The sequence below is a fragment of the Azotobacter tropicalis genome (assembly GCF_059739045.1).
This window is the reverse complement of the sequence record NZ_AP046060.1, coordinates 137,711-156,905: the sequence shown is the minus strand read 5'-3', so window position 1 is coordinate 156,905 and position 19,195 is coordinate 137,711. Positions and strand designations below refer to the sequence as shown.

At 62.9% G+C, this 19,195-nt stretch carries 19 protein-coding genes and 2 pseudogenes; 6 read left to right on the top strand and 15 right to left on the bottom strand.

Features of this window, described 5'->3' with window-relative positions:
- Nucleotides 1–60: 60 nt before the first annotated feature.
- From Atro_RS22715 to Atro_RS22690, 6 genes are all read right to left on the bottom strand, one after another.
- Nucleotides 61–1,938, bottom strand: a complete 1,878-nt coding sequence (locus Atro_RS22715; RefSeq protein WP_497927986.1) for a VWA domain-containing protein — start codon at nt 1,936–1,938, stop codon at nt 61–63.
- Nucleotides 1,939–2,017: 79 nt separating this feature from the next.
- Nucleotides 2,018–3,142 carry a DUF3150 domain-containing protein gene (locus Atro_RS22710; protein ID WP_497927985.1) on the bottom strand — a complete coding sequence of 375 codons (1,125 nt, stop codon included), beginning with the start codon at nt 3,140–3,142 and terminating at the stop codon, nt 2,018–2,020.
- Nucleotides 3,143–3,238: 96 nt separating this feature from the next.
- On the bottom strand, nt 3,239–4,234 hold the full coding sequence (locus Atro_RS22705) for an AAA family ATPase (protein WP_497927984.1): 996 nt from the start codon (nt 4,232–4,234) through the stop codon (nt 3,239–3,241).
- A gap of 101 nt (nt 4,235–4,335) precedes the next feature.
- On the bottom strand, nt 4,336–4,692 hold the full coding sequence (locus Atro_RS22700) for a hypothetical protein (RefSeq protein ID WP_497927983.1): 357 nt from the start codon (nt 4,690–4,692) through the stop codon (nt 4,336–4,338).
- A 358-nt stretch (nt 4,693–5,050) separates the two neighbouring features.
- The gene (locus Atro_RS22695; RefSeq protein ID WP_497927982.1) at nt 5,051–5,518 is read right to left on the bottom strand and encodes an RES family NAD+ phosphorylase; all 468 of its coding nucleotides are present in this window, start codon (nt 5,516–5,518) and stop codon (nt 5,051–5,053) included.
- On the bottom strand, nt 5,518–5,994 hold the full coding sequence (locus Atro_RS22690) for an Xre family toxin-antitoxin system antitoxin (RefSeq protein ID WP_497927981.1): 477 nt from the start codon (nt 5,992–5,994) through the stop codon (nt 5,518–5,520). Before Atro_RS22690 ends, Atro_RS22695 begins: the two co-directional genes overlap by 1 nt.
- Before the next feature lie 371 nt (nt 5,995–6,365).
- On the opposite strand from Atro_RS22690, the gene Atro_RS22685 reads away from it, so the two are divergent.
- The 3 genes and pseudogenes from Atro_RS22685 to Atro_RS22675 all read left to right on the top strand — a co-directional run.
- Nucleotides 6,366–7,535, top strand: a complete 1,170-nt coding sequence (locus Atro_RS22685; protein WP_497927980.1) for an ATP-binding protein — start codon at nt 6,366–6,368, stop codon at nt 7,533–7,535.
- Between the two features lie 2 nt (nt 7,536–7,537).
- Entirely contained in the window at nt 7,538–7,972 is a 435-nt protein-coding gene (locus tag Atro_RS22680; RefSeq protein ID WP_497927979.1) for a GTP pyrophosphokinase, read from the top strand.
- Between the two features lie 97 nt (nt 7,973–8,069).
- Nucleotides 8,070–8,231, top strand: a pseudogene (locus Atro_RS22675) (winged helix-turn-helix transcriptional regulator); the annotation flags it as partial.
- A 180-nt stretch (nt 8,232–8,411) separates the two neighbouring features.
- Here Atro_RS22675 and Atro_RS22670 read toward each other — a convergent pair.
- The gene (locus Atro_RS22670; RefSeq protein ID WP_497927978.1) at nt 8,412–9,302 is read right to left on the bottom strand and encodes an alpha/beta fold hydrolase; all 891 of its coding nucleotides are present in this window, start codon (nt 9,300–9,302) and stop codon (nt 8,412–8,414) included.
- A 223-nt stretch (nt 9,303–9,525) separates the two neighbouring features.
- Between Atro_RS22670 and Atro_RS22665 the strand changes: the two genes are divergently transcribed.
- Entirely contained in the window at nt 9,526–10,113 is a 588-nt protein-coding gene (locus Atro_RS22665; protein ID WP_497927977.1) for a CGNR zinc finger domain-containing protein, read from the top strand.
- A gap of 29 nt (nt 10,114–10,142) precedes the next feature.
- On the opposite strand, the gene Atro_RS22660 is transcribed toward Atro_RS22665, so the two are convergent.
- On the bottom strand, nt 10,143–10,349 hold the full coding sequence (locus tag Atro_RS22660) for a tautomerase family protein (RefSeq protein WP_497927976.1): 207 nt from the start codon (nt 10,347–10,349) through the stop codon (nt 10,143–10,145).
- A 27-nt stretch (nt 10,350–10,376) separates the two neighbouring features.
- Nucleotides 10,377–11,111 (bottom strand): SDR family NAD(P)-dependent oxidoreductase, encoded by a 735-nt coding sequence (locus Atro_RS22655; protein ID WP_497927975.1) that lies wholly within the window; start codon nt 11,109–11,111, stop codon nt 10,377–10,379.
- 136 nt (nt 11,112–11,247) lie between these two features.
- On the opposite strand from Atro_RS22655, the gene Atro_RS22650 reads away from it, so the two are divergent.
- Nucleotides 11,248–12,174: a LysR family transcriptional regulator gene (locus Atro_RS22650; protein WP_497927974.1), complete on the top strand. Its 927-nt coding sequence runs from the start codon at nt 11,248–11,250 to the stop codon at nt 12,172–12,174.
- A 51-nt stretch (nt 12,175–12,225) separates the two neighbouring features.
- On the opposite strand, the gene Atro_RS22645 is transcribed toward Atro_RS22650, so the two are convergent.
- A complete protein-coding gene (locus tag Atro_RS22645) occupies nt 12,226–12,567 on the bottom strand; it encodes a carboxymuconolactone decarboxylase family protein (protein WP_497927973.1) in 342 nt (113 codons plus the stop codon).
- A gap of 114 nt (nt 12,568–12,681) precedes the next feature.
- On the opposite strand from Atro_RS22645, the gene Atro_RS22640 reads away from it, so the two are divergent.
- Complete coding sequence (locus Atro_RS22640) at nt 12,682–13,590, top strand: AraC family transcriptional regulator (RefSeq protein ID WP_497927972.1); 909 nt, start codon at nt 12,682–12,684, stop codon at nt 13,588–13,590.
- 236 nt (nt 13,591–13,826) lie between these two features.
- On the opposite strand, the pseudogene Atro_RS22635 reads toward Atro_RS22640, so the two are convergent.
- From Atro_RS22635 to Atro_RS22615, 5 genes and pseudogenes are all read right to left on the bottom strand, one after another.
- Nucleotides 13,827–14,015 (bottom strand): annotated as a pseudogene (locus tag Atro_RS22635) (transposase); the annotation flags it as partial.
- A gap of 414 nt (nt 14,016–14,429) precedes the next feature.
- Nucleotides 14,430–15,245, bottom strand: coding sequence for an IS5 family transposase (locus tag Atro_RS22630; protein WP_497927947.1), 816 nt, complete (start codon nt 15,243–15,245; stop codon nt 14,430–14,432).
- Nucleotides 15,246–15,272: 27 nt separating this feature from the next.
- Nucleotides 15,273–16,733 (bottom strand): 3'-5' exonuclease, encoded by a 1,461-nt coding sequence (locus Atro_RS22625; RefSeq protein WP_497927971.1) that lies wholly within the window; start codon nt 16,731–16,733, stop codon nt 15,273–15,275.
- A 154-nt stretch (nt 16,734–16,887) separates the two neighbouring features.
- Nucleotides 16,888–18,384 (bottom strand): DEAD/DEAH box helicase, encoded by a 1,497-nt coding sequence (locus tag Atro_RS22620; protein ID WP_497927970.1) that lies wholly within the window; start codon nt 18,382–18,384, stop codon nt 16,888–16,890.
- A gap of 84 nt (nt 18,385–18,468) precedes the next feature.
- Nucleotides 18,469–19,194 (bottom strand): hypothetical protein, encoded by a 726-nt coding sequence (locus tag Atro_RS22615; protein WP_497927969.1) that lies wholly within the window; start codon nt 19,192–19,194, stop codon nt 18,469–18,471.
- Nucleotide 19,195: the final 1 nt, after the last annotated feature.

Genomic DNA, 19,195 nt, shown 5'->3' with positions numbered 1-19,195 from the left:
CAAACCGACGGAGGCCGCCCGGTAGGGGAAGGCCCCCTATCGGGTTGGTTGGGTGGTGGATCAGGCGACCAGGACTTCGCGCATGAGCTCGAAGAGCGCCTGCCTGAGTCGGGATACCTCACCCACGGCGCGGTACTTCGTGAACGTCCGGCTCAGGAGGTCGGCTGTCGCCTTTCCAAAGCCCAACGCGATCACGTCGATACCGTTGTTTTTGCAGCGCTCGACCATTTCCTGGGCCAGCAGGGGACTGTCCGGCGCACCATCGGTGATGACGAACAGGATCTTGCGCTCACCCTTGGCCCTGAGCAGTTCGACTGCCGCCGGCCACAGCGCTTCGGCCAGAGGGGTAAACCCCTGCGGCAGGGCACCGAAGCCGCCCAGCCGCACCGCCTGTAACAACCGCTCCCGGTGTCCCTTGATCAGGGCGCACCGCGTGACGCCATCCGTCCCTTGCTCAGGGAAGGCGATCGCCCCGGTCGATACCTGCGGCAGGTTTTCCACAGCCTGCAGCACCGCGTACAGCGCGGCCTCGGCCTCGTCCATCGCCCCACTCATGCTCCCCGACTTGTCGAGGAGAAACTGGATCGCGGCGGACTGGCGCTCGGCCCGGGCCTTGCTCCTGAACACCCGCGTCTCGCCCGCCTTGAGCAAGGCGATCCGTGAGGTATCCAGGCGCTTGCCCTGGCGCTTGAGGCTGACCCGGCAGTCGACCTGCGCCTGCAGCAGCCCGTTGAGGCACTGCCGCAGCCCGGAGGACTGCTCGAGACCGAGCTGAACCCGGCGCCCACTGGCCGCATCGCTGCGCAAGCAGGAGCGCCCAGCCAGGGAAAGCAGCCGTCTGGCGCAGGGATCGCGCCTGGCTTTCTGGCTCAGCAGCTCGGCCGCCTTATCGCCCACCTCGGAGATCAACCCTTGCAGGTCACCCGCGGTGGCTTGCATGGCCTGCTCGCGCAGGTCGTTCGCCTCCTGACTGGGGTGATCGCCTGACTGGCTGCCCGAATCGCCGGCAGCAGCGTCGCCTTCAGCCTCGGCCGGGGTGTCGCCACCCTGGCTGCGACTGGAGCCGCCGTCCTGCCGATCGTCCTGGCCGTCACCGGCCTGATCCCCAGCGGAGTTTTTCTGCTCGGAATCGGGTTGCCCCGCTTCTTCGCCTTCGCCTTCGCCTTCGTCCAAGTCGACCTTCGACGCCGAAGCGTCATCGCCCTCCTGCGGCTGGCTGTCCGGCTGCTCCTGATCCTGCTGGTCGCCTTGCCCACCTCCCGAGCTCTCTTGCGAGTTCTCTTGAGGGGGCTGCTCCTGCTGGTCGGAGCCACCCTTGTCCTGCGGGTCCTCCTGCGAGGGCAGCAGCGCAATGATGGCATCGGCCAGCGCGAGGACGTCCCGGGTGCTGTCGCACTGCAGGACCTCCCCGACCTTCTGCATGATCCGGGCACTCAGTTGAGCGCCCAGCAGCTTTTCGTGCGCCTGGAGCATCACCGTGGCCGGTTGCTCCAGATCCTGGCCGAGCACCTGCCAACGGCCCGCCAGCAACAGCGTGTCGTGGACGACGTGCAGCGCCGGTTTTTGGACCACCTCAGCCGGATCGAGCCGGTCGCCGAGAACAGCCTTCGCCAGATGGTTCAGGTCGCCTTCGGTGCCCGGGTACTGATCCATGCTCATCCGCTCGATGCGGATGTCTTCGAGGATGTTCAGCACGGAGAGCCGGAACGGCACCGCCTGCGCCTCGCCGAAGCACTGCATGTCGGTATTGCGGACATGCGAGCACTCGTGAGCGACATACCCAAAGGACAGCTCGGGATCGGTCTCCGTGAAGGGAACGACCACCTTGGTCCCATCCGTGTAGGCCTGGGAACCCTCGACCACCACCTTCACGCCGGTCTGCTCGCTCAGGTGTTGGGCATAGACCGGCAGGGAGCCCATCAGGGTTTTCTTTTGCATTGCGATTCTCCTTTCTCACACAGCGGAAAAAGGGAATCCCCCCACGCGGGAGGGGACTCCCGCAGGGGGTTGATGGGCTTTAGAACCAGAAGCCGGCAGCCTGGGGCAGCGGTTCGGGTTCGGTTTCTTCAGCCGGCTTGGCGACTTCCGGCTCCGGCGCAGGCTCTGGCGAGACGGCGACGGGGCTTTCGGTCACCTCGGCAAGCGCCGTCGCCAGCACGAGCTCGGATATCAAAGCATCCAGAGTGACCGAGGCCTTTTCCGAGTTCACGACCGCCTCAACGACAGGCTCCTGGGGAGCCGCCGGCTCGGTCGGCAACTGAACCTCCACCGCCGGCGCGACAGCCTCGTCAGAGCCATTGGCGATGTTCAGGTGCTTGATCAGGCGCTTGATCGACTCCTCGGTCGAGAGCGACGAGATCAGCGTCACGACGGCGCCGTACTGAACGCCGTTGACCACGCCTGAGGTGGGCAGCGCTGCGAGGGTCGCCTCGATGTGATCGGACAGGCCTTTCACCTCCGAGGAGAGGAACATCAAGCCTTTCAGCTTGGCGTTCATCTTGCGCACCGTATTGAGCGTGTTTTGCGTGACATGGCCACGAGTGGCCAGGCCGGTTTCCAGCAGGCGTTCCGCCGTGTCGGCCGTCTCGGCGAAGAGCTGATCCGCCAGGCCACGGACCTGCCCGCCCAGCGTGCTGGACAGGTGCTTGTCGCCGTCCGGCGCCACGCGGCAGGCCGCGTAGCCGAACTGCAGGCCGGCATCGACTTCCGCCTTGGGCGTCGCCGACGATCGGATGGCTTCACGCCATTCGACTTTCTCCCAACCTTGGTTCACCCAGTCGCTGACCCAGCGGTCATAGTTGGGAAGGAAGCTGCTCTTCAGGTCGTAGAATTGCGTCTTCAGGGCCTCCAGGTGGTCGACGACCTCCTGGATCTTGTCCTGCGAAACGGCATAGCCGCCCAGGAACTTGACCCCGCACTCCTCGACTGCCTTGATCGCCTGCCGCTTGATCTTCTCGAACGGCTTGAGCTTTTCCGGATCGATGACGCGCATCGAACCCAGCGAAGCCAGATCGGCCGGAGGAATCTTGCCCTCCAGCATTTCGGCCTTCAGTTTTTTCCGAGCTGTCCACAAATGGATGGCGGACAGGTCGACCAGCAGAATCTGATCCAGAATGCGGATCTCGTTCGTTGGGAGGGTCATGGGTGATTCTCCTTTCTCGATAGCAAAATCAGGAGGAATCACCCCCACAGGGGAATGATTCCCCCTGAGGGTTTAATTGAAACTTGAAGTTAAAATTCAGAACGGGAGGTCATCCGAACTGCCATTCTGGATTTTCCAGTCACCGCCGAAGACGCTCTGGGCGATCTTCGTGATGGCCAGTTTCTGCACCTTGTCGCAGCGATTGAGCAGCGACTCGTTCAAGGCGTCCTGGATGGGATTCTTGCTGGCACCCAGTTGGGTGTAGCCGCAGGCGATCCGCGCCCAGCGCAGCACGGTCCGGGTGGACAGCGTGACGCTGAGGTACTGACCGCCCAGTCCCTGATGCTGACTGCGAACCGAGTTTGCGACCTGCACCATCCGCTTCGCCATGTCCTCCGGCAGTTGCGGAAGCGCGGACACGATGGTCTGCACTTCGTGCTCAGCCGCCAGATAGGGCACTTCCCAGACGCGGAAGCGATCCAGAGACGCCAGGTTCTGCTGCATCGTTGCCGTGTAATTGCCGTTGTCGTCACCCTGCCCTGCCGTGTTGCCGCAGGCGACAAACCGGAAGTTCGGGTGTGGTGGCGCCACTTCGCCACCATTCTCCGCGATGACCAGAGGGCGTCCCTCCAGAACCGCATGCAAGCCCACCGTCACCGCCGGATCGAGCGTGTCGTACTCGTCGAGCACGAACACGAAGCCATGGCGCATGGCTCGCGTCAGCGGCCCGTCCACGAACTTCGTGTTCAGGTCGCCACTCACCGGGTCGGTGACCGGCAGGTTGTAGCCGGTCAACTCCGGCATCTCCATCCGGCTGTGCGCCGAGACGGTGAGGCAGGGCCAATTCAGGCGGGCCGTCAACTGCTCGACGAGCGAGGACTTGCCGGAGCCCGTAGGCCCGACGAGCAGAGCGCTATCCCCGCAAGGGGTATAGAGCCAGTTCATCAGCGGCCTCAACAGCTCCTGGCGGAAGAAATAATCCTTCTTGGGAGCCACGTATGGCATGAACTCGTGTCCGGCCTCGAAGGCGGGCGCTTGCGCGCTCGAAGCAAAACCGAACTCGCTCATGCCGACTTTGGCGTTGAATTTCATGATGCTCTCCTTTCTCAAATGCAACGCCCGAAAAAGGAGCATCCCCATAGGGGAATATCTCCCCCAAGGGCAGTTTTAAACTTTTTAAGTGGGTGTTTGAATTAAGCGGCGTTGACCAATGAAAGAACGGTCACGCCTTTGTCGTTGTTGCTTTTCGTGAAGGTCACCACCGGCTGCATGTTCAAATACAACAGCTCCTTGCACAGCGGCGACAGCATCCAGGGCGGACAACTCACCAATACCTGAGTCGCGCCCGTTTTCTTGGCCTCGCGCAGGGCAATATTCGCCAGGCGCTCAACGCGCTGATCGATTTGCTCTTTGGTCGGCGGATCGGGGTAGTACAAGAGACCTCTGATCTCCTGAAACTCCCTCCAGTTGCTCAAGTCGTGCACACCGAAACTGGCGAGTTCCGGAGTAATTTTAAATTTCGTCAGGTTAATGACGGGTTCGGTTTTCATTTCTCGACTCCAATGACTTGAAGCGAAGAAATCCCCAGGCGGGGAAATCCCCGCAGGGTTTGAGTTTTTAAGTTGCAGTATTTAGGCTGAAAGTGTCGTCAGCCAACGACCCGTGCCGAGCACGGACAAACATCAGCGCACACGCGCAGATGAATGATTCTTTGGAGAAAAAGTGGCATCGGTTGGATGCACTCTTTTTGAAATAACGCCCTCATATCAATGAGCGTTATTTGGAAACAACGCCTGGGCATTGTTTTAGGATTCTTAGGCTGTGTAGCGTACAGCCAACGCACCTATCGGCTCGTTCAAGGATGCCCAATCGGACGGGGGCCTGCAAGCCTGCGTTACAGCATCCCTGTTAGGGGCGAACGCGGAACATGCGGTCGTCGTAGCTGAAGTCGAGCACCTCGACGATTTGTACTTGCTCGATGGCTGGGTGCCGAGGGTTGATCACGATGTTGCGCTCCAGCGGCATCACAGCTGAGGGAACAATGAGCCCGAGCTGCTCCCCGTTCCTGATCCATTCTGTTCCGAATGCCATGCTTTGCCGGTCGGCTGGCATCGTGTTCCAGGAGGTCGGCAGCTCCGCAGCGGGCGGCTCGAAGTACAGGTCGGGATCATCGGGCAACTCGAACAGTGTGATCTTCATCGGGATAAGTGGCCGGGCAGGTAGATGAACGAAGGTTTCGAGACAGCAGATGCCGGGGGACAAGCCCATGTAGACCGCCGGCACTTCCACCTCATTCCAACGGCCACCCTCCAGCGCAGCGCCCTGGCCGGAAAGGTCTCTAGCGCGCTTGGCCTTTGCAATGCGCCAAGCGCGCATCAGGCCACCCCTCCCCACTCAATCGAGTGCAGCACCCGGCGGACCTGCCGAGCCCCCAATTCCGTGTCGCACAGCGAGAGCGGTGTTTTCCCCCCGAGCACATCGTTGCTGGTAGACATCCAGCGCGCCGCTATCTGCTTGTCCTCAAACACCGATTCAGCCAGCACGGCCACCTGAGCGATGCGGTCGAGTCGTTCGGATGCCACAGGATCGAGCAGTGAACGAGCCTTCAGCCGGCGATCCAAGGTGGACTCTGAAAGGTTGATGAGGGGGGCCAGCGTTTGCCTATTAAGGTCGAATGCCTTCTTCAAAGCCTCCACCCATACCGACTCCATTCCTTGCTGGATGGTCTGTATCCGCTCATGCTCACTCTTCAAGGCTAGAGCATGTGCCATGGTCCAGAACGACGGCGGATTCGGCTTCTTGCCGCTGGACGTTCTCTTGGCGCTGGCCCCAGTAACGGCGTGCTCGCCCATGCGTATCTCCAAATGATGATTTTTATTTAGTCACTTGAATAATACCCCAGCTCAGGGTGGGAGTGGTGCAAGGTGCGGTATCTGTCGTGCAGCCTGCGATGCGCCCGGTTGTGGTCTGCCCCGTAACCACAGGAAACCAGATCGATTTGGCCACCGGGTCACCCAGCGCATAATCATCGCTACCCAGCCTTTTGATCTTTCAGCGGTGCCGGCTTCCCAGCCTGGGTGGCGGGAATTGTCGATCTATCCCCCAGTCTCGCAGTGACCCAGCCCGATAGCGGGGACGATTAGCTCTCACCAAGCACTGAATTATGCTAAAAATATCCAGCGAGGTATAAATTATAGTAAGTCAGATAATTTAGGATAATCAGATGAGTCCGTCCCGTCCCATCTTCCACCGCAAGGCCTTAGCCGAATCTCTTGTGCGAGACTTGGCCGGCGAGTCCTTTGCCGACTACAGCTCGGGCATGTTTCTGGCAGCACCTCGCCGCACTGGCAAGAGCACGTTTCTCGAAAACGACCTCGCACCCGAATGCGAAGCCCAGGACTGGCTGCCGGTATACGTGGACCTCTGGGAAAACCGAGAGGTCGATCCCGCCGAGCTGATTGCCGGCGCCATTGGGCGCGCCCTGGCAGAGTTCGACAGCACCGCCCGCAAGGCCGCAAAGAAGGTCGGCGTCGAGAAGATTAACCTGCTTCGCACCCTGAGTTGGGATTTCAGCAAGCCGCAACTGCCTCCAGGCACGACACTGGCCAAGGCCCTAGATGTATTGCACCAAGTCTCCGGCCAGATGATAGTCCTGATCGTAGACGAGGCTCAGCACGCGCTGAACAGCGAGAGCGGGATCAACACCATGTTCGCCCTCAAGGCTGCGCGGGATCACCTCAACCGGGGCAACCGCCCCGATGGACTGCGACTGGTCTTCACCGGGTCGAGCCGGGACAAGCTGGCCAACCTAGTCCTCAAGTCCAAGCAGCCCTTCTATGGCGCTCAGATCACGCCGTTCCCGCTGCTTGGCCGCGACTTCGTTGAGTTCGTGACCGGCGTGTGGAATACCCGCCTCGCCGCTACCAACCAGTTCAGCGCCGACGACATGGATTATGCGTTCGGATTGGTTGGCCGTCGCCCGGAAATGCTCAACGCCCTGCTCACGGAGGTAAGCGTAGGCCTGGGCGAAGCCAGTAATCTCGCGGAGCTACTACGCACTGGCGCCCTGAATCACCAAGCCGGGGTCTGGAGCGACTATGAGAGCGCCTACAACGATCTTTCGCCGCTGCAACGGGCGGTGCTGGAGGTGATGGGCGAGCGAGTCATGAGCAAGCAGCCTTTCACGCCATTTTCTGAGCAGACATTTATCGAAGTGAACCGCAAGCTGGAGCTGGCTGGCGCTGAGGCCAACGCCAGTACTCCGAACGTCCAGAAGGCGCTCGATGTGCTGCGCGAGAAAGAGCTTGTCTGGAAGGCCTCTCGGGGTGAATACGCCCTGGAGGATTCGTCCATGGCTGAATGGCTAACGCGGAAGGAACGCGAGAAAAAATGAATATGCCCTCAGCCCTGATCGAACTCGCTCTGCATCGAGCCCTCAAGGCCTACGGAGGGAAAGTGGATAAGGCGGGCAAGCCGTACATCCTGCATCCGCTTCGCCTCGCGGCCCGCCTGGATGACCCAATCGCCCAGTGTGTCGCCTTGCTCCATGATGTGATCGAGGATTCCCCTACAACTGCTGACGATTTGCGTAACGATGGATTTCCAGAATCGGTCGTGAGCGCGGTTGTAGTGCTTACCCGCCGCAAGGGCGAAAGCTACGAGGCCTTCATTGACCGCGTTCGTGTCCACCCGCTCGCCAGGAAGATCAAACTGTTGGACATCGAGGACAACATGAATCTGCTGCGGCTCAACGCGGTGAGCGAGAAAGACCTACAGCGCGTCGCGAAGTACCACCGGGCATGGAAGTACCTGGACTCACCGGAGGCTTAGTTAACACTGTCCACGGTGATTCCTCGTTGCATGGCGACGATGCCAAGACCGTCATGAACTTGGTTGCAGAGCTTGCCCGGCGCCGCGCTCGGGCTCATTGATTTGCCGCTACGACTTCGGGGAAGTCCCACCAAGAGTCGAATACGAACTGTCAGAGTTAGGCAAACAATTGCTGGTGCGGATGATTCCGCTATGGATATGGGTCGTGGAGAACGCGGACGAATTCAGAAGCTCCAGAAGCCGCTACGATCAGCAATAAGCTCGCCATCCGGGTTGGCTGGCCCACAGGAGTGCTGTGCTCTACTCGGCAGGAACACAATCCCGGCCATCCGCCCCTGAGCAAGATTACGGCCCACTACCTACGCAGTATCGTGACCATGCGTCGTCCGTCCAATGAAAAGCGCCCCCTACGTGATGGCTTCGTTGGGGGCGCGCGTTGTTAGTGGGTCGAGTTCCCCACTACCTCATGGATACGTTTGGCGATGTATTCCACGTGGGTTTCAAGCGCGAAGTGGCCGGTGTCCAGCAGTTCCACCACGGCGTCAGGGTTGTCGCGCTTGAACGCTTCGGCGCCCGGCGGAATGAAGAACGGATCGTGCCGGCCCCAGATCACCAGGGTCGGAACCTGGGTGTCGCGAAAGAACGCCTGGAAATCCGGGTAGCGCTCGAGGTTGTTGGCGTAATCGAGGAACAGGTCCAGCTGGATGTCCTTGTTGCCGGGGCGCTCCAGCAGCAGAGCGTCGAGGGTATAGGCCTCGGGGGCGACGAGCGCTGGATCGTCAACTCCGTGCAGATACTGCCAGCGGGTGCCTTCCAGGTGAAGGATGGCATCGTGGATGACCTGGCGGTTTTCCGGGCTGGGCTCGTTCCAGTAGGCCCTGATCGGCGCCCAAGCATCACCCAGGCCCTCCAGGTAGGCGTTGCCATTCTGCGAGACGAGGCCGGTGACGCGCTCCGGGTGGGCCACGGCCAGGCGTAGTCCGGTCGGCGCGCCGTAGTCGAACACATACAGGGCGTATCGCTTGAGGCCGAGCACGTCGACGAAGGCGCCGAGGGTCTGGGCGAGGGCGTCGAAGCTGTAGCGGTAGTTACGCTCGGCCGGCACCTCGGTGAAGCCGAAACCGGGCAGGTCCGGGGCAATGACGTGGAAGCGGTCGGCCAGCAGCGGAATCAGCGTGCGGAACTGATGGGACGAACTCGGGAAGCCGTGCAGCAGGAGCAAAACCGGCGCGGCGGGATTGCCGGCCTCACGGTAGAACACGCGGACGCCATCGGCGTCGGCGAACTGGTGGCGGATAGCGGTTGCGGTGCTGAAGGAGGTGGTAGTCATCTGGGCGGCCCTCTGTAACTTTTTAAAAGCCTTTTAAAGGTTACTGACGAGTTCATTCTGGCTCTTTTTTGTAACCTGTCAAATCAATTTTTAAAGGTTATAATGCTACTCGTCGTCTTTACCCCGCCAGCGGCGAAGAGAGCCGATGCTGGCTCGTTTGCATCGGGTAACTTGAAAAGCGATGTATGAGGGTTACTATGGGCTGTCGCGACGGAGGATCGAAATGACTGCAAAATCTGGCGATGCTCCGGCCGAGCCCTATGTCCTGGCCGACCATCCCGTGCTCGACATGCTCAATACCGTGGCTTGTATTGACGGTGTTTCATACGACTTCTGGCAATCCGATACGGACGTACTGCGCTGGCTGGCGCGTCTGGAGATAGCCACCACGGACGAGGCGCCGAGCCTGCCGCCCGGAGCCTTGCTGGAGACGGCTCGCGCATTGCGCGAAGCCATTCGGGTTCTGGTCGAGCGGCGCAAGGCAGGCCAGCCCGGCGACCCATCCGAACTCAACCGCTTTCTGAAGCAGACCGCCAGCTACCGCCAGGTGCACTGGGATGTCGATAAAGGTCCCCGGCTGGAGACGGTCGGCGAGCGCAAGTCCGCCGCCCAGTTCCTGGCACCTTTGACCGAGCAGGCAGCCGAATTGCTGTGTGCGGGCGACTTCTCGCTGATACGGGTCTGTGAGCACCCGCAATGCACCCTCTGGTTCTACGACCGGACTAAGTCCCACCGCCGGCGCTGGTGCAGCATGGCGCTTTGCGGAAACCGCTCCAAGGTGGCCGAGTTCCGCAAGCGCAAGCAGAGCTGACGGCGGCGAGCCTCACCCGTTCCGCTGCGTCATTCCGGTGTCCTGCCACGGTATTCCGTGGTGGTCATCCCGGCGTAGCCCCAGTTGTCGGTATCGACTTCCTCGATGACGATGTGGGTGAGTTCGGGGCGCTTGTCGAGCACCCGTTGCAGGGTTTCGGTGATTTCCCGGATCACCTGGGCCTTCTGTTCCCGGGTGATGCCGTCGCGGGTGAGGCGGATGCTGACGAAGGGCATGACGGATCTCCTTTGTCCTGAAAGGGCTCACCACTTGCCCGAACTCATGCCGCCATCCACCGGCAGCACCACACCCGTGGTGAAGTCGGCGTCGGTCAGATAGAGCACGGCGGCGGCGATCTCCTCGACTCGGCCGATTCGGCCAGCCGGTTGCAGGCCTTCGAGAAAACGCCGAGCTTCCGGATCGTGCATCGGCGTATCGACGATGCCGGGGGCGACGGCATTAACCTTGATGTTGTGGGGCGAGAGCTCCAGCGCCAGCGCCCGGGTCGCCTGGTTGATCCCGCCCTTGATCAGCACCGGCAGGAGAGCAGGTACGCTGATGTTCGATTGCAGGGCGACACTGGCGGTGATGTTGACGATATGGCCCTGCCGGCGCGGGATCATGTGCCGGGCGGCGGCTTGGGAGGCATAGACGAAGCCCTTGAGATTGGTGGCCAGCAGGCTGTCGAGGTCTTCCTCGCTGTATTCGATGAATGGCTTGGGCAGAAAGATGCCGGCGTTGTTGATCAGAATGTCGACCTGGTCGAAGCGGCGCACCGCCTGCTCGAAGAGGCGCCGGGAAGTCTCCGGCACGGCGATGTCACCGGCGACCCCGAGGAAGCGTTCGGGGTCGCCCAGGTCGGCACCGACCTGAGCCAGGCGTTCTTCGGAGCGGGCGTTGCCGACGACGTTGAAGCCCCGATCCAGATAGGCCTGGACCAAACCCAGGCCGATGCCGCTGGAGGCGCCGGTGATAACAGCGGTGCGCGAGTTGCTCATGACGAATGCTCCTGTGGGAAGTGGAAAAGGCCAGCGGGCCGGCGGCATCACGCTGATGAGAGCGACTTTATTTGTGCCCTGGTATTTGGATAAATACGGTTTGATGCACTTCACTAATTACATGGTGTAATGAGTCATGCGGCGCCATTTCGACGACATCCAGCTGGGCAGCATCGAGCTGTTCTGCCTCGCGGCAGAGAGCGGTGGCTTCACGGCGGCGGCGCTCGCCGCGGGCGTGACGCCGGCTGCGGTCAGCCGGTCGGTCGCGCGGCTGGAGGAGCGGCTGGGCACCCGACTGTTCGTCCGCACGACGCGCAGTATTCGCCTCACGGAACAGGGACGCGCCTACTTCGAGCAGTGCCGCGAGGCCCTCGCCCAACTGGTGGAGGCCGAGCGCGAGGTAACGGGCCAGCAGTTGGAGCCGTCCGGGGTGCTGCGCATCAGTATCCCGACCACTTACGGGCACCACCGGATACTGCCGCTGCTGCCGGCGTTCCGTGAGCGCTTCCCGAAGGTGAAGGTGGATATCCACCTGAGCAACCGCAACATCGATTTTGTCGACGAGGGTTATGACATGGCGATCCGCGTCCGCGCGCAGCCGGACTCGACGCTGATCGCCCGTCCGCTCGAGGATGCCGCGCTGGTGGTGGTCGCCGCGCCAGGCTATCTGGCCCGCGCCGGAGTTCCGGAAACGCTAGACGACCTTGCGCGTCACGAATGCATCCAGTTCGAGCTGCCCAGCAGCGGGCGGCGCATCGCCTGGCTGTTCCGGGAAGCGGGGCGGGACCGGGAGATCCTCGCCGATGGCGGCTATGTCTGTTCGGACGATGTGCTGGGCGGAGTCACCCTGGCCAGGCACGGCGCGGGGGTGTTCCAGACCTATCGCTTCATCGTGGAAAGGGAACTGGCTGAAGGCTCGCTAGTGGAGGTGTTGCGGGAATACGGCGGATGCTCGCGACCGTTCACCCTGCTGTACCCGCACGGCCGGCACCTGCCGCTGCGGTTGCGCGCCTTCATCGATTTTCTCATGGAGCAGCGGGCACACTGGGATCGCGCCACCTGAATGGCCAGGCTGTCGGCAGGCACCGGGCGGCACCTGCCACTCTTCGGCCGGTCAGGTCCGGTTCTGCTCGAAGGCTTCCAGGGCGCGCAGCGAGTAGACGTAGGCCGCGCCGGCGTTCATCGAGATGGCCGTGGCCAGCGCCTGGGCCACTTCCGCTTCGCTGGCGCCGGCCTTGTAGGCGGCTTCGGCATGCACGCCGATGCAGCCGTCGCAGCGGGTGGTGACGGCCACCGCCAGGGCGATCAGCTCGCGGGTCTTGGCATCCAGTGCGGCGTCGGCGCTGGCGGCCTCGCCCAGCGCCTTGTAGGCATCGAGCATCTTCGGGTGGGACTTGCCGAGGTTGCCGAAGGCTTTCTTCACGGCAGGGACATATTCGGACCAGTTGAACAGCATGATATTTTCTCCTCGCGTCGGATGGTGGGCTGGCGGCGCCAGTGACACCAGTCTGTCCCGGAAGAGCGGGAGGGATTGCTCCGATCGGCCCGGTTTCTTGTCCCAAAGTCCCGAATGAATGCCATCGACAGACTGATCGGCCTGGCCGGTCTCAAGGGTATGCTTGACCTGCATTGCCGGCTCGAGGGTGACTGGCCCCTGGACCATCCGCCGCTGCCCCCCGGCGAGGCGACCTATCACATCGTCCTGCGCGGCGAATGCCGGCTGGAGCTGCCGGACGGTTCCGTCCGGCGCCTGAGCGCCGGGCAGATCCTCCTGCTGCCGCACGGCATGGCCCATGGATTGCGCGGCGGGAGCGGGCGGGGCGAGGTGCTGCGGGATACTTCGGGCTGGCTGCCGCGGCTGCGCCTGGGACACCCCGACGAAGGGCTGGACATGCTCTGCGGCCGCTTCCTCCATGCACCGGGCGCCACGCTGTTCGCCGCCTTGTCCGAACAGGTGCTGGTGCAGTTCCCGGCGGCGAGTGATGGCGACCCGCTGGGCGCGCTGGTGGGCTTGCTGCGGGGTGAGGCCGAGGAAGAACACCTCGGCACCGGCGCCGTCATCGACGCGCTGTCGTCCGCCCTGTTCACCCTGATACTCCGCGCTTACCTGGCGCAGCGGCAGGATATCTCCGGCGTCGTCGCGCTGCTGCTGGACCGGCGTCTCGGCAAGGTGGCGAACGTCCTGCTCGAGGACCTGGCGCGAAACTGGACCGTCGACGAACTGGCCCGGCAGGCCAGCATGTCGCGCTCCACCTTCATGCGCCGCTTCGCCCGGCTGGCGGGCATGTCGCCGCTGGCGCTGCTCACCCGGCTGCGCCTGGAGCGCGCCCGAGCGCTGCTGCTCGGCTCGAACCTCGGCGTCGGCGCCATTGCTCTGGAGGTCGGCTACCAGTCTCAAGGCTTGTTCACCCGGGCGTTCCGCCAAACGTTCGGCGTGGCGCCGGGGCAGTTTCGCCAAGCCGCCCGGACAGTCCGCTGAGTCGAGCATCCTTCCAAAACCCGGCCTGCCTTCCCCAGTGGGAGCCGAAAGCGTACCCTCCCGTCGTATTGGCCTGGTCCCGCTCTCGACTCTTGCACTCACTCAGACTCACTCAGGCCACCGTGGCCTGGCGTGCTGGGCGATCCGTTGAAGAGGGGCTGGCAAAGCGGCGAAAGCACCGCATGCGGTTTGCCGGGAGGGAAAGAGCAGCCCACCGGGCTCTGTGGAGTAAGCAAACCCGCCGACGACCAGGCATTGAAGCGCTTGTAGACCCGGTTCCAGCATCCGAAGGCGCTGGGCAGGTCTCTCCAGAGGCAGCCCATGCGCATCCGGTAGATGCATGCCCTCGACCGTCATGCGCAGATCCAGTTTTGGTAGATGGATTGCTGAAGCAGTACTTTTCCAGCTTGGGGTTTGGGGAGCAACGGAACAGAAAGTGCATTTAAGCCCGGTGCCGGCCCGCAAACCCTTGTGGCGTCTGGTGAGTTCGGAAAAACCACCGTTTTGCCGAACCAGGCCAGGGGCGTCTTCTTTGCCAGAGTAAAGGCGGCAGTAGTCGTGCAGAAAACCCGTTCGTCAAATCAAAGTCCTGAGAACTGCTCGTGTTCACGGCGGCGCCGCACTCTAATCCCGCCTTACGTTGGTTTTTTTTGGTTCCGTTGCTCCCCAAACCCCAGCTTCGACAAAGTTCGCCACTGAGCATCAATCGGAGCATTGCCAACCTGCAGGGTTATCGGTGTGGGAACTCCGATCCTGCAGGTTTGCCTTTCCTCATCGCCCCCTCTGGCTCGAAACGTCAACAGCCCCTAGAGCCTGTTATTAACCCGTTCGTTTCTTGATCAGCCTGGTGCTGCCAAGGCCTTGAGAGCAGTCGGCAACATCAGGCAAACAAAGGCTATGAAGTGAAAGCCCGCCAGCGTCGAGGCCAGGCGCTCGTAATCCCGACTCAGTCTTCGAAAGCGGGCCATCCAGCCGAAGCTGCGCTCGACCACCCAGCGCCGAGGCAGCAGGATGAAGCCCTTCTTCGCTTCCGTGTGCTTGATCACTTCCAGCTGGATGCCATGCGCCTCTGCCTGTCGGGCCGCCGACTCGCCGCTGTAGCCCTGGTCGGCGAAGGCAACCTCCACCGCCTCACCGGTCACCCGCTGCACCTGCTCGGCGAGGGCGGCCACCTGGGCGCGGTCCTGTTCGTTGGCGGGCGTCACCCGCAGGGCGAGCAACTGCCCCAGCGTATCCACGGCCATATGCACCTTCGAGCCCTTGCGGCGTTTGGCCCCGTCATAGCCGGCCCGTGCGCCGCTTTCCGGCGTCGACTGCAGGGTGCGGCTGTCGAGGATCACGGCGCTGGGCTGAGCCTTGCGCTTGTCCGCCAGCCGGATCAACTCGCGCACATCATGCAGCAGTTCCTCGAAGACGCCGGCCTCGATCCAGCGTCGGGTCTGCTGATACACCACCTGCCACGGCGGCAGATCATGCGGCATCTGCCGCCAGAGCAGGCCGCCGCGGACGATGTAGCGCAGGGCATTGAAGACCTCGCGCAGGCTGTGGACGCGATGGGCGGAGGATTCGGGCATCAGCGCCAGATAGGGCGCCACGAAGGCCCACTCCTCATCGCTGACATCGGTGGGGTAGGGTTTTCGGGTTGTCGTCTGCATAACTGCAAACGATAACCAAAGCAGTGGTTAATAACAGGCTCTAGAGCCATTGGCTGCCTTCGCCCTGGAATGCGCCAACCGGACGATGGCCTGAACGATGCCGTTGACGACCAGGTGCTGCCTGGCACGGGTAGCCGCCACGTAGAGCAGGTTCAACTCGTCGACCCGCTGCTCCGGGGAGATTTTCTCGTCGTCGAAGAGGTCCGGGAAATCCTCCTCCAGCACCACGATGTCCCATTCCAGGCCCTTGGCCCGGTGCACCGTGCTGACGATGATATCCGCCTCGTTGGGGTCATTCGTGGAATGGCGGCGCAGCGCAGCGATCAAGCGCGGGATGTCGTGGTGCTCCTCGAGGAGGCGGACCGTGCGCTTCATCTCCGGATCCTGGGATTCCTCTGCCGCCTCGTTGAAATCGGCGAAGGTCTTGAACTGCGCCAGCAGCCGCTGGTTGCGAATCCTCTCGACCTGTTCCTCCCGCAGGTGATGGACATCCTCCAGGTCGGAAAGCTGGTAGGCGTCGATCCCCCCGTTCCAATGCACGACCTTGTCCTGGCCGACTGCGCCGATGGCGGTCAAGATCACGCCGACCACCGTCCGGTTCAGTACCGTGTAGCGCTCGCAGCCGAACGGCAGGCGCGTCGACACCCGATCGCGCGGGCCGAACCCCACCAGGGGGCGGGTCTCGCCCTGCAGCGCGAGAATGGCATTGGCCACGCCGGCGATCAGCGGCCCGAAACGGAACGAGTTGGTCAGATAGAGCGCATCGGCGCCCGCCTCGATCTGCCGGTCGAGGGCGTTCTCCGCGCCGCGCCAGCGGTAGATCTGCTGCCACTTGTCGCCAACGAAAATCTTCCGTGTCGATTGCTCGGCGACCAGGGCGGCGGTGACCGGATTGCTGTCCTGGGCCTCGTCGAACAGGATCACGTCGTAGGGCAGCTTCGGCCGGCTCAACTGGAACAGCTTCAGGTAGGCATCGTGCTGGCAGGGAAAGTTGTGCTGGGGGTCGATCATGGCCTCCCACAGCCGCTGGGCCGAGCTGATGGTTCGCTCGATATGGGCGTCCCCGCCGGTGGTGAAGCTTTCCCCGTCGAGTCCGGCGAGCGCATGGGCCAGGCCGATCTCCCGGTCGGCGCTCGAGAGATAGGCGTTGAGCACGGCCAGGGCATCGCGAACGCTGCCCCAGTGGCGGGTCTCGAGCAGGCCCGCGGCATCGGTCAGGCGAATGTTGCCCAGCTTGTGCTGGTAGCGCTGGCCGAAGCCGGGCCAGGCCAACTGGTGGGAGGTCTTGCAGACCACGTTGCGCGGGAACTTGGCCGCGCCCTCGTCGCGGATGGCGCGGTTGTAGGCCAGGTACAGCATGCGCAGAGGGCTGTGGTGCTCGGCATAGGCCACCAGGGTGGTGGTCTTGCCGCAGCCGGCGTAGGCCTTCACGACCAGGTGGTTGCCCTCGTAGTGGATGATGGGAAGCTGTTCTGCTGTCGACTTCATGGTGAATCCTTTTTGCCCGGTGAAGTCGACGATGGTGGCAGGCCTGGCGGGCGCCGGGCGGCCTATTCCGGCGCTTTTGTGGCTTGAAAGTGAAGGATCAGGCAGGGGCAATGGCCCGCAGGGGCGCACGGGCCGTATGGTTTCCCGGACCGCCTCACGTGCCGTACTTGGCGTGGCTCTTGGCCCGGCGGATGTTGTAGCCCTTGATCCAGCCGCGCATCTCCGGCGTCAGGGGCTTGGACTGCAGGGAGCTGCTGCGCCAGGCGCGATCCGGCGGCTCCTTCAGGAAGGCTTGGTAGGCGTAGTAGGCCCAGCCCTCTTTCTTGCCCTTCGCGCGGGCATAGCCCAGCAGCTCCCGGTAGATGTCCTGCTTGCAGGTCGGCCCGAGCACCTGGCGGCGATCCTCGAGCTTGGCGAGCTTGCCCGCGGCGACGGCCACGCCATCGGGCAGCAGGATCTCGTGGGCGCATTTCGGGCAGCGCAGACCGCTGAACACGAAGCCGCAGTGCGGACAGGCCTTGGTCTTTTGCTCGTGGTCCTCCTTGTTCTGCGGGCGCTTGTCCACCGGCTCGCCATCGCCGATATCGAGACGGTCAGGCAGCGTATCGGTGGGCCGTCCGTTGAGCAGCAGGTTGCCGGCATGGTCGATGATGATACAGTCGGTCTTGCCGGTTTCCGGCGAGGGGCGCAGCCCGCGACCGAGCATCTGGTAATGCAGTATCAGCGACTGGGTGGGGCGGGCCAGCACTAGGCAGGCGATCTCCGGGTCGTCGAAGCCCTTGATCAGCATAGCCACCGAGACCAGCACCTTGATCCTGCCCGCCTTGTAGAGCCGCAGGATCTCCTCGACCTCGTGCGGCGGCATGTAGCCGTCGATGTGCGCGGCCATGACGCCGGCGGCGAAGAAGGCTTCCGCGAGGCGTTTGGAATGCTTGACGTTGCAGGCGAACACCAGGGTCTTGCGGTTCTCGCCCAGTTCCTTCCAGTGGGCGACGATATCGCCGAGCAGCTGGGCGTCGCCCATCACCTCAGCCAGCTCGTCCTCGATCCAGTCGCCGTCGGCCTTGGTGCCCACGCCCTTGAGCAAAGGCACGAATGGGGCCCAGCACTGGGTCGGTACCAGATAGCCCTGCTCGGTCAACTCCTCGGTAGTGATGCAACTGACCAGCCGGTCGAAGATCTTGCCCAGGCCGCGGCGGAACGGCGTGGCGCTCAGGCCGATCACCGGCACCTTGTTGGCGCGGCACCAATCGATCAGCTCGAGGTGGGGCTTGTGGAGGATGTGCGCCTCGTCGATCAGCACCAGGTCCGGCGGCTGCGCGGCGAGCAGGTGTGGCAGCCGGGGCCGCAGGCTCTGCACCGTGCAGATCTGGATGGGCTTGCCGTAGTCGGTGCATGGGTGGTCCGCCTGAATGGCGCCGGCATACAGGCCGCTCTGGTGAAAGCGGCTCAGGGCCTGGTCGAGCAGGCTCACGCTGTCGACGACGAACCAGGCCCGGCGCCCCTTCGCCTGCGAACCGGCGATGATGGCCTTGGCGACTTCGGTCTTGCCGGAGCCCGTGGGACTCATGAGCATTTGCACATACTGCTTGGCGGCAATGCCTTGCCGAAGCAGGTGAAGTTGGTCGTTCTGATAAGGACGAAGTTCCATCGGTCTCTCCCTGCAATGTAGTGCAAACAGGGATAACACCGCCGCCCAAAATCCCAAGCGAAGAGCCGGGCTAATTAGCCAAGTTCAACTTTCCGGAAAGGCCTGGGTCATTCTGATCAACTCGACCAGCGAGGCGGCATTCATCCAGGGACAGGCCTTCTGAAGTTGCCGGATGAACAAGGCCGACACGAAGAAAAGATCGGCGGGAATGATCGGAACGCCTTTCACGCCTTGCTCCCGGGCGAACACCTTGACATACACGCGACCACCTTTCTGCCGCTCCAGCGAAAAGCCCTTGTCCTTGTCCTGGCCGTGGTTCTTGAACTCGCATCCGGGCAATACGCCCAGCAACACGGCAGTGACCACAGGCATCTCGGCCCGCGTCAGTTGCAGGCGGATCTTCTGCGACCAGTTGTACTGCAGGGGACCGTCGGCGTTGGTCGCATCGAGCGCCACCGTAGGGAAACCCTGGCGGGTGGTGTCGGCCTCGAAGCACAGCGCGAACCGACCGCCATAGACGTGCACGGCGGCATTATCCAGGCGAGGATCCGGCTGTTCCGGCACCCGCGAAGTGTCGATGGCTGCCTCTGCGCCGATGCCCGCGGCACTCAGCACATCGGCCAGAAAGCGCCGGGCCTCCGCATCCTGGGGTGCCCGGTCGATGGCGGCGACGATTCGCGCACGGTCCTCGACCTGAAGGACCACGGCGATCTTTTCCTGCGGGATTCGCGGGAGCCCGAGCCCAGCCAGTGCCGCGTTGATCTCGGCCAGGGTGGGTCGGGCGGACAAGGCGCTGGGAGGCGACGGCATG

What these genes read in the sequence shown, in the direction of transcription:
- Atro_RS22680 (WP_497927979.1), top strand. Translation starts at nt 7,538, where the DNA reads ATGCCCTCAGCCCTGATCGAACTCGCTCTGCATCGAGCCCTCAAGGCC.
- Atro_RS22655 (WP_497927975.1), bottom strand. Translation starts at nt 11,111, where the DNA reads ATGAGCAACTCGCGCACCGCTGTTATCACCGGCGCCTCCAGCGGCATC.
- Atro_RS22630 (WP_497927947.1), bottom strand. Translation starts at nt 15,245, where the DNA reads ATGCAGACGACAACCCGAAAACCCTACCCCACCGATGTCAGCGATGAG.
- Atro_RS22640 (WP_497927972.1), top strand. Translation starts at nt 12,682, where the DNA reads ATGAATGCCATCGACAGACTGATCGGCCTGGCCGGTCTCAAGGGTATG.
- Atro_RS22695 (WP_497927982.1), bottom strand. Translation starts at nt 5,518, where the DNA reads ATGCGCGCTTGGCGCATTGCAAAGGCCAAGCGCGCTAGAGACCTTTCC.
- Atro_RS22615 (WP_497927969.1), bottom strand. Translation starts at nt 19,194, where the DNA reads ATGCCGTCGCCTCCCAGCGCCTTGTCCGCCCGACCCACCCTGGCCGAG.
- Atro_RS22625 (WP_497927971.1), bottom strand. Translation starts at nt 16,733, where the DNA reads ATGAAGTCGACAGCAGAACAGCTTCCCATCATCCACTACGAGGGCAAC.
- Atro_RS22660 (WP_497927976.1), bottom strand. Translation starts at nt 10,349, where the DNA reads ATGCCCTTCGTCAGCATCCGCCTCACCCGCGACGGCATCACCCGGGAA.
- Atro_RS22685 (WP_497927980.1), top strand. Translation starts at nt 6,366, where the DNA reads ATGAGTCCGTCCCGTCCCATCTTCCACCGCAAGGCCTTAGCCGAATCT.
- Atro_RS22645 (WP_497927973.1), bottom strand. Translation starts at nt 12,567, where the DNA reads ATGCTGTTCAACTGGTCCGAATATGTCCCTGCCGTGAAGAAAGCCTTC.
- Atro_RS22715 (WP_497927986.1), bottom strand. Translation starts at nt 1,938, where the DNA reads ATGCAAAAGAAAACCCTGATGGGCTCCCTGCCGGTCTATGCCCAACAC.
- Atro_RS22705 (WP_497927984.1), bottom strand. Translation starts at nt 4,234, where the DNA reads ATGAAATTCAACGCCAAAGTCGGCATGAGCGAGTTCGGTTTTGCTTCG.
- Atro_RS22690 (WP_497927981.1), bottom strand. Translation starts at nt 5,994, where the DNA reads ATGGGCGAGCACGCCGTTACTGGGGCCAGCGCCAAGAGAACGTCCAGC.
- Atro_RS22620 (WP_497927970.1), bottom strand. Translation starts at nt 18,384, where the DNA reads ATGGAACTTCGTCCTTATCAGAACGACCAACTTCACCTGCTTCGGCAA.
- Atro_RS22670 (WP_497927978.1), bottom strand. Translation starts at nt 9,302, where the DNA reads ATGACTACCACCTCCTTCAGCACCGCAACCGCTATCCGCCACCAGTTC.
- Atro_RS22650 (WP_497927974.1), top strand. Translation starts at nt 11,248, where the DNA reads ATGCGGCGCCATTTCGACGACATCCAGCTGGGCAGCATCGAGCTGTTC.
- Atro_RS22710 (WP_497927985.1), bottom strand. Translation starts at nt 3,142, where the DNA reads ATGACCCTCCCAACGAACGAGATCCGCATTCTGGATCAGATTCTGCTG.
- Atro_RS22665 (WP_497927977.1), top strand. Translation starts at nt 9,526, where the DNA reads ATGACTGCAAAATCTGGCGATGCTCCGGCCGAGCCCTATGTCCTGGCC.
- Atro_RS22700 (WP_497927983.1), bottom strand. Translation starts at nt 4,692, where the DNA reads ATGAAAACCGAACCCGTCATTAACCTGACGAAATTTAAAATTACTCCG.